The 7,046-nt window shown below is 73.2% G+C and carries 7 protein-coding genes; 2 read left to right on the top strand and 5 right to left on the bottom strand.

Annotation, left to right across the window (positions count from 1 at the left end):
- The 5 genes from B4M60_RS08725 to B4M60_RS08705 all read right to left on the bottom strand — a co-directional run.
- Window positions 1-488 (bottom strand): sulfate/molybdate ABC transporter ATP-binding protein (locus tag B4M60_RS08725; protein WP_349679619.1); only part of this gene is annotated, 488 nt, incomplete at its 3' end.
- On the bottom strand, window positions 478-1,347 hold the full coding sequence (locus B4M60_RS08720; protein ID WP_291082352.1) for a sulfate ABC transporter permease subunit: 870 nt from the start codon (window positions 1,345-1,347) through the stop codon (window positions 478-480). The genes B4M60_RS08720 and B4M60_RS08725, both read right to left, overlap by 11 nt.
- Window positions 1,340-2,197 (bottom strand): sulfate ABC transporter permease subunit CysT, encoded by an 858-nt coding sequence (gene cysT, locus B4M60_RS08715; RefSeq protein WP_291082349.1) that lies wholly within the window; start codon window positions 2,195-2,197, stop codon window positions 1,340-1,342. The genes B4M60_RS08720 and cysT overlap by 8 nt, the downstream gene beginning before the upstream one ends.
- A gap of 2 nt (window positions 2,198-2,199) precedes the next feature.
- Entirely contained in the window at window positions 2,200-3,228 is a 1,029-nt protein-coding gene (locus B4M60_RS08710; RefSeq protein WP_291082346.1) for a sulfate ABC transporter substrate-binding protein, read from the bottom strand.
- A gap of 146 nt (window positions 3,229-3,374) precedes the next feature.
- Window positions 3,375-4,031 (bottom strand): TetR/AcrR family transcriptional regulator, encoded by a 657-nt coding sequence (locus tag B4M60_RS08705; protein ID WP_291082343.1) that lies wholly within the window; start codon window positions 4,029-4,031, stop codon window positions 3,375-3,377.
- A gap of 52 nt (window positions 4,032-4,083) precedes the next feature.
- On the opposite strand from B4M60_RS08705, the gene B4M60_RS08700 reads away from it, so the two are divergent.
- Together B4M60_RS08700 and B4M60_RS08695 are read left to right on the top strand one after the other, a co-directional pair.
- Window positions 4,084-5,082: a TIGR03617 family F420-dependent LLM class oxidoreductase gene (locus B4M60_RS08700; RefSeq protein ID WP_291082340.1), complete on the top strand. Its 999-nt coding sequence runs from the start codon at window positions 4,084-4,086 to the stop codon at window positions 5,080-5,082.
- Window positions 5,079-7,046, top strand: a 1,968-nt coding sequence (locus B4M60_RS08695; RefSeq protein WP_291082337.1) for a PEP/pyruvate-binding domain-containing protein, incomplete at its 3' end; no start/stop codon positions are given. The genes B4M60_RS08700 and B4M60_RS08695, both read left to right, overlap by 4 nt.

The raw sequence follows: 7,046 nt of genomic DNA, 5'->3' as shown, positions 1-7,046 counted from the left end.
AGCGCGCCGAACGGCTCGTCGAGCAGCAGGACGCTCGGTTCGATCGCCAGGGCCCGGGCCAGGGCCATGCGTTGCCGCTGGCCGCCGGACAGCTGCGCGGGCAGCCGGTCGCCGAACTGGGCCAGCTGGACCAGCTGCAGCAGCTCGTCCACGCGCCGGCGGATCTCGTGCTTGGGCACCTTGCGGATCTCCAGCCCGAACGCCACGTTCCTCGCCACCGTGAGGTGCTTGAAGGCGGCGTAGTGCTGGAAGACGAACCCGACGTTGCGCTTCTGCGCGGGGACCCCGGTGGTGTCGCGGCCGTCGATCTCGACGGTCCCGGTGTCCGCGGTCTCGAGCCCGCCGAGGATCTGCAGCAGCGTGGTCTTGCCCGATCCCGACGGGCCGAGCAGCGCGGTGAGCCCGCCGGAGGGCACGGAGAGGCTGATGTCGTCCAGCGCCACGAAGTCGCCGTAGCGTTTGCCGACGCCTGAGATCTCAATCCCCACGGGGGTCCTCTTTCGGTCGAAGGATCATGACGATCACCAGGGCGGCCACGGCGATCAGCGCGAGCAGGAAGCCGATGGCGTAGGCGCCGCCGGTGTCGAACCCCTGGTGGAGCCGCTGCACGGCGATCGTGGCGGTCTCGGTGCGGTTGACGATGCCGCCGGAGACGATCAGCACCGCGCCGAACTCCCCGATCGCGCGGGCGAAGGTGAGCACCACGCCGTAGGCCACGGCCCACTTGATGGCGGGCAGGGTGATGCGCCACAGGGTCTGCCGGCCGGAGGCCCCGAGGCTGCGCGCGGCGAGTTCCTGGTCGTCGCCGATCTCCTGCAGCACGGGCACCACGGCGCGCAGGACCAGCGGGAGCGAGACGAACGTGACGGCCAGGACGATGCCGGTGTAGGAGAACACCACGGAGACGCCGATCTCGGCCAGTGGCCGGCCGAGCCAGCCGTGCGCGGGCCCGTAGGCCAGCAGCAGCGCCAGACCCACGATGATCGGCGAGACCGACACCGGCAGGTCCATGAACGAGCTCAGCAGCCGCTTGCCGGGGAACTCGTGCCGCACCAGCAGGATCCCCAGCGTGATGCCGAAGACCGTGTTGAGCACCACCGCCCACAGCGCGCTGGAGAGCGTGACGAGCAGGGCGTTCTGCACGGACGGGTCGCCCAGCGCGGAGACCAGGTGGTTGTTGCCGTCGAAGAAGGTGCGTTGCACGATCATCGCCAGCGGCCAGCCGACGAGGAGGAACAGGTAGGTGACGACGACGACGAGGCGCACGAGCCCCCACGTCGGCACCGGCCGGCGCCGCCGAACCGGCTCGCCGGCCGGGGTCATGGCGGTCGGGCCGTGCTCAGCCATGCCGTGCCACCCGTCGCGAGATGAGGTCGAGGATCCCGATGGCCAGGAGCGCCACCAGAAGCAGCACCACCGCGACGGTGGCGGCGGCGGCCACGTCGTCGATCTCGATGTAGCTCTGGATGCGGATCGGGGCGCCCTCGGAGATGTTGGGCCGGTTGCCGGTGAACAGGACCAGCGCGCCGAACTCCCCGACCCCGCGGGCGAAGGACAGGGTGGCCCCGGCGGCGATCGCGGGGGTCAGGGTGGGCAGGACGATCCGCCGGAACGTGGTGGCGCGGGACGCCCCGAGCGACCGGGCGGCCTGCTCCACCTGGGGGTCCAGCTCGAGCAGCACCGGCTCGACCGTGCGGACGACGAACGGCAGGGTGACGAAGAGGACCGCGAGGAACACCGAGTACGGCGTGCCGGCGATGGTCAGGCCCATCGGGCTGTTGGGCCCGTAGAGGCTGAGCAGGACCAGACCCGCCACCAGCGACGGCAGGGCGAAGGGGATGTCGATCACGAGCTCGATCACCCGCTTGCCGGGAAGCCGGTCGCGGACCAGGACCCAGGCGATGAGGGTGCCGACCACCACGTTGACCACGGTCGCCGCGAGCGCCGACAGCAGCGTCAGCCTGATCGCGTTGGCGGTCTGGACGTTGGTCAGCGTGGACCAGAAGGCCTGCCAGCCGCCCTCCGCCGAGGAGAGAACCACCAGGGCCAGCGGGATGAGGACCAGCAGGCTGAACCACAGCACGGACACGCCGAGCGCGACCGACGCCGGCCGGGTGAGCGTGGTGCGGGCCCCGCGTCGCCGACGCCGGGGGACCGGCGTCGGCGACGTGACGGATGGTGGGACGACGGCGGTCATCGTCAGTTCAGGCCCGACTTCCGGATGATCCCGGTGATGATCCCGTCGTCGTCGAAGTACGTGTCCACGACGGCCTTCCAGCCGCCGAAGTCGCCGTCGACCGTGTAGAGCTCGGGGACCTCCGGGAACGGGTCGGAGGGGTCGGCCACGCCGTCGATCTGGCTGGTGTCGACCCGGTCGGCGACCGAGGCCAGGGGCCGGAACCCGTACTGCGCGTAGATCTGCTGCCCCTCGGCGCTGCGGGCGAAGTCCAGGAAGCGCTGCGCGGTCTCCGGCGCGGAGGTGGTCACGGCCGCGGGGTTCTGGATGAGCAGGCTGCGGTCCGGGACGATGTACTCGTACTCCTGGCCCTGCTGCTTCCCGAGGATGGCCTCGTTCTCGTACGAGATGAGCACGTCGCCCGTGCCGTCGAGGAACGCGGTGGTGGCGTCGCGGCCCGAGCCGGGGAACGCCGCGACGTTGCCGATCACGGCCTCGAGGAACTCGGCGGCCTGCGCCTCGGTGCCGCCCTTCTGCAGGACCGACGCCCACGCGGCGAGGATGTTCCAGCGCGCCGCACCCGAGGAGCCGGGGTTGGGGGTGACGATCTCGACGTCGTCGCGGGCCAGGTCCTCCCAGTCGGTGATGTTCTTGGGGTTGCCCTGGCGGACCACCAGCACCACCACGGAGTCGGTGAGGAAACCCTTGTTTTCCCCGGAGTTCCAGCCCTGGTCCACCAGGCCGGCGTCGACGAGCCTGGTGACGTCGGGCTCCACGGAGAAGTGGACGACGTCGGCCGGCTGCCCGTTGGCCACGGCACGGGACTGGTCGCCCGAGGCCCCGTAGGAGGTGAGCCAGCTGGTGCCCTCGCCGTCCGGGGTCTCGGCGAACGCGGCCTGCACGGCGGCGTTGCCCTCGGCCGGGACGGCGAACCCGACGATCGACAACTCGTCGCCGGACGCGGACCCGCCGCACCCTGCCACGAGGGCCGCGGTGAGCCCCACCCCCAGGATGCTGGTCCCCAGCCTCGTGATGGTCCTTCTGCTGATCATGTGCTGTCCACTTTCGCCGTGTCTGCCGGGCGGCATCGTCAGGCGAAGGTAACGAGACCGGACACGGACCGCGAAGTGTTTTGTTCACCGTGAACCGAACCCGGCACGCGCGCCGGGCACGGTCTACGGGCGCAACGACGTGGGACCTACCGGCGCCCCGCCGCGTCGGGTGGGGGGTCCGCCGGCCGTCCCCCGGTGAACAGCTCGGTCAGCTCGTCCACCCAGGCCTCGTCCAGCGCGGCGTCGCGACGCACGAGGATGCGGAAGATCACCGCGCCGGCGACCGCCTCGACGAGCACCGGCAGGTGATCCCCCTCGCGGTGTTCACGGCCGACGCGGGTGTCGAACGCGGTGAGGTTGCCCGACAACCGGGTGATCATCCGCGCGTGCAGGTCGGGGTCGGCGACGGTGTCGGCGATCAGGCCCGGCAGCGCCACCCGCACCTCGGGCCGGTCGAAGATCGCCCGGACCGCCTCGACCAGGGCCCTGATCGCGGACCGGGCGTCACCGGACTCGTCGGGGGCGGGGATCGGCTCGGCGGACAACACCGCCTCGTGGACCAGCTGCGTCTTGCCCGACCACCGCCGGTAGATGGCGGCGGTGGTGGTCCCGGCGCGGACGGCGACTGCCGAGAGGGTCAGCCCGGGGTAGCCCGTCTCGAGCAGCAGCTCGCGGGTCGCGGCGATGACCGCGGCGTCGATCCTGCCGTCGCGCGGCCGGCCCGAACCGGACCGGCCGGAAGCGGGACGAGGCCGCGCCGTCTCGGCCGATTCCCCGCGGTCCGCGCCCGCATCTGCTGTCATGGGCTCACCCTAGTTCCAATACAGCGCGAATCGTATCTCCAGGGAGAGCCCCATGAAGGTCATGACCGCCCTGTTCGGGCCCACCGACGCGGTGCACCGCGCGGAGGCGCTGCGCGAGGCCGGCGCCTCCGGGGTCTTCACGTTCGAGGGCCCGCACGACGTGTTCACCCCGCTGGTCCTGGCCTCGCAGGTGGCGGGCCTGGACGTGATGTCCAACGTGGCGATCGCGTTCCCCCGCAACCCCATCCAGCTCGCGCACCAGGCCCACGACCTCCAGACGCTCAGCGGGGGCCGGTTCATCCTGGGCCTGGGCACGCAGGTGCGCGCGCAGATCGAGAAGCGCTACGGCGCCGCGTTCGACCGCCCGGTCGAGCGGATGACGGAGCTGGTGGGGGCGCTGCGGGCGGTCTTCGACACCTGGGCGACCGGCGAGCGGCTGGATTTCCGCGGCGAGTTCTACCGGCACACCCTCATGACCCCGACCTTCGTCCCCGGGCCCACCCCGTACGGGCCGCCGCCGATCTACCTCGGCGCGCTCGGGCCGCGCCTGACCCGCGCCGCCGCGGAGGTGGCCGACGGGCTGCTGGTGATGCCGTTCGGGACCACCAGGTTCCTGCGCGAGCACACCCTGCCCGCCGTGCGCGCCGGGCTCGCGGCCGCCGGCCGGCGCGAGGAGGACTTCGAGGTGGTGCCCGAGGTGATCGTGTCCGTGGCCACGGGCCGGGACGACGACCACCTGTCCACCCGCCGGCTGCTCGCCTTCTACGGCTCCACACCCGCGTACAGGCCGGTCCTGGACGCCCACGGCTGGGGGGACCTGCAGCCCGAGCTCAACGCCATGTCCAAGCAGGGCCGCTGGCAGGAGATGACCTCGCTGATCAGCGACGACATCCTCCACACGATCGCCGCGTGCGGCACCCCGGCGGAGGTGGCCGCGCACGTCCGCGACCGCGTCGAGGGGGTGTCCGACCGGCTCTGCCTCTACCAGACCGGCCCCATCGCGACCGACGCGCTGGCCCAGATCGTCGACGCGCTGGCGGCCGACCGGTGACGCCGACGGCGGTCGACCTCGACGACGTCCGCGACGGACGCTACGGCGGGAAGGCGGCGGGCCTGGCCGAGCTCCGGCGCCTCGGCCTGGATGTGCCGCCGGGATTCGTCATCGCGGACGCCTCGGCAGACCTCGTCGTCGTCGACCTCTCCCGGTGGTTCACCCGCATGGCCGAGGCGGGCGCCACGCCCGTGGCCGTGAGGTCCTCCGCGGTCGGCGAGGACGGCGCCGAGCAGTCCTTCGCCGGCCAGTACGACACGGTCCTGGGCGTGGACTCGGCCGAGGCCCTCGCCGACGCCGTCCGGACCTGCGTCGGGTCCACGCACTCCCGCCGGGCCTCGGCGTACGGCGGGGGCGCCACGCCAGCGATGCACCTGGTGGTGCAGCAGATGGTCGACGCCCGCGCCGCCGGGGTGGTGTTCACCGCCGATCCCGCGACCGGGCGCCGCGACCTCATGGTGATCGACGCGGTGGCCGGGCTCGGGGACGCCCTGGTGGACGGCACCCGCCCGCCGGAGCACCTCGTCCTGGACGCCCGGGGCGAGGTGGTGGTCCACGAGTCCCCCGACGACGACGAGGTGGTGCTGGGGCCGGAGGAGATCGCGGCCATCCGGGCGGGCGCCTCGGGCGCGGCGCTCCACTGGGGCCGGCCGATGGATCTGGAGTGGGCGATCGACCGGGACGGGCGGCTGTGGTGGCTGCAGGCCCGGCCGATCACCACCCTGCCCGGCGACCTGGGCGCGATGGACTCCCCGGTCGCCGGGGCGGACCACGTCTACACGCGCTGCAACATCGGCGAGATGATGCCGGGGGCGTTCTGCCCCCTGACGGCGTCGGTCTCCGGGTTCGCGATCGACCACGCCATGCAGGCGATCCAGGTGGTGGCGCGGGCGCAGCCGGGCTACGAGCGGCCGTGGCTGCAGGTGGGCTACTTCTCCGGACACCTGTTCCTCGACCTCACCGAGGGGACGGCGCTGAGCTCGGGCATGGTGGGCAACTCCCTGGAGCAGTTCTCCACCTCGATCTGCGGGCGGGTGGTGGAGGAGCTGGTCCCCGCGCCGCCCGAGCCGTTCCTGCGCAGGCTGGGCAACACCATCCGGCTCTCCGCCTTCGCGCTCTCCGCCGGCCCGGCGATCCGGCGGCTGGAGGGGCGGATCGCCGGCTGGCGGGTCCCGTCCGGCGACGATCCGCGGGTGGTGCTGGAGCAGTTGGAGGCGGGCGTCGCGCTGTACTGCGATGTCACGCTGACGCACGTGCGCTCGTCCTCGCGCGCGGCGGTCGCGGCCAACGTCCTCGAGAGCGTGCTCGTGCGGCGGGCGGTGGAGGACGGGCGCGGCGAGGACGACGGGCGCGCGGACGCCGCCCGCCTCCTGGCCGGGGCCACCGAGGTGGAGAGCGCGCTCATGGTCGAGCAGCTGGACGCGGTGGTCCGCTCCCTCGCCTCCGATCCCGCCACCGCCGGGGAGTTCCTCGCCGCCGACCCCGGCGCGGCGGTCACCGCCCTGCGCGCCTCGGGCAGCGCGGGCGGCGTGGCGCTGCGGCGGTTCCTCGCCCGTCACGGGCACCGCGGCTACCGGGAGCTGTGCATGCGCGACCCGTCCTGGGCCGACGACCCGGAGGGGCTCGGCGCGATGATGCAGGTGATGGTGCGCTCGGCGCTCGATCCGGCCGGCCGCGGTCCGGCGGGGGCACCGGCGTCGGCGTCAGCGTCGGCGCCGGCGTCGGCGTCGGCGGACCCACCGGCGGATCCGGACGGTCCCCCCTCGCTGGCCATCCGGCTGCTCGCCCGGGCGGCGCAGGGCGGCGCCCGCGGCCGCGAGGAGACCAAGGCCAAGATGGCGCTGATGGCGTACTCGCTCAAGCGCGGGTACCGCCACCTCGGGGAGGTGCTCGCCGCCGCCGGGCGCCTGCCGGACGCGGACCTGGTGTTCTTCCTCGACCGCGCGGAGCTGGAGCGCGTCGCG

Origin of the sequence: Dietzia sp. UBA5065 (assembly GCA_002415925.1) — a bacterium.
Lineage (GTDB): Bacteria > Actinomycetota > Actinomycetes > Mycobacteriales > Mycobacteriaceae > Dietzia.
This window is presented reverse-complemented; position numbering and strand designations above follow the sequence as displayed.

Excerpts from the sequence above, each read along its gene's own strand:
- B4M60_RS08720 (WP_291082352.1), bottom strand. The coding sequence starts at position 1,347 with ATGGCTGAGCACGGCCCGACCGCCATGACCCCGGCCGGCGAGCCGGTT.
- cysT (WP_291082349.1), bottom strand. The coding sequence starts at position 2,197 with ATGACCGCCGTCGTCCCACCATCCGTCACGTCGCCGACGCCGGTCCCC.
- B4M60_RS08710 (WP_291082346.1), bottom strand. The coding sequence starts at position 3,228 with ATGATCAGCAGAAGGACCATCACGAGGCTGGGGACCAGCATCCTGGGG.
- B4M60_RS08705 (WP_291082343.1), bottom strand. The coding sequence starts at position 4,031 with ATGACAGCAGATGCGGGCGCGGACCGCGGGGAATCGGCCGAGACGGCG.
- B4M60_RS08700 (WP_291082340.1), top strand. The coding sequence starts at position 4,084 with ATGAAGGTCATGACCGCCCTGTTCGGGCCCACCGACGCGGTGCACCGC.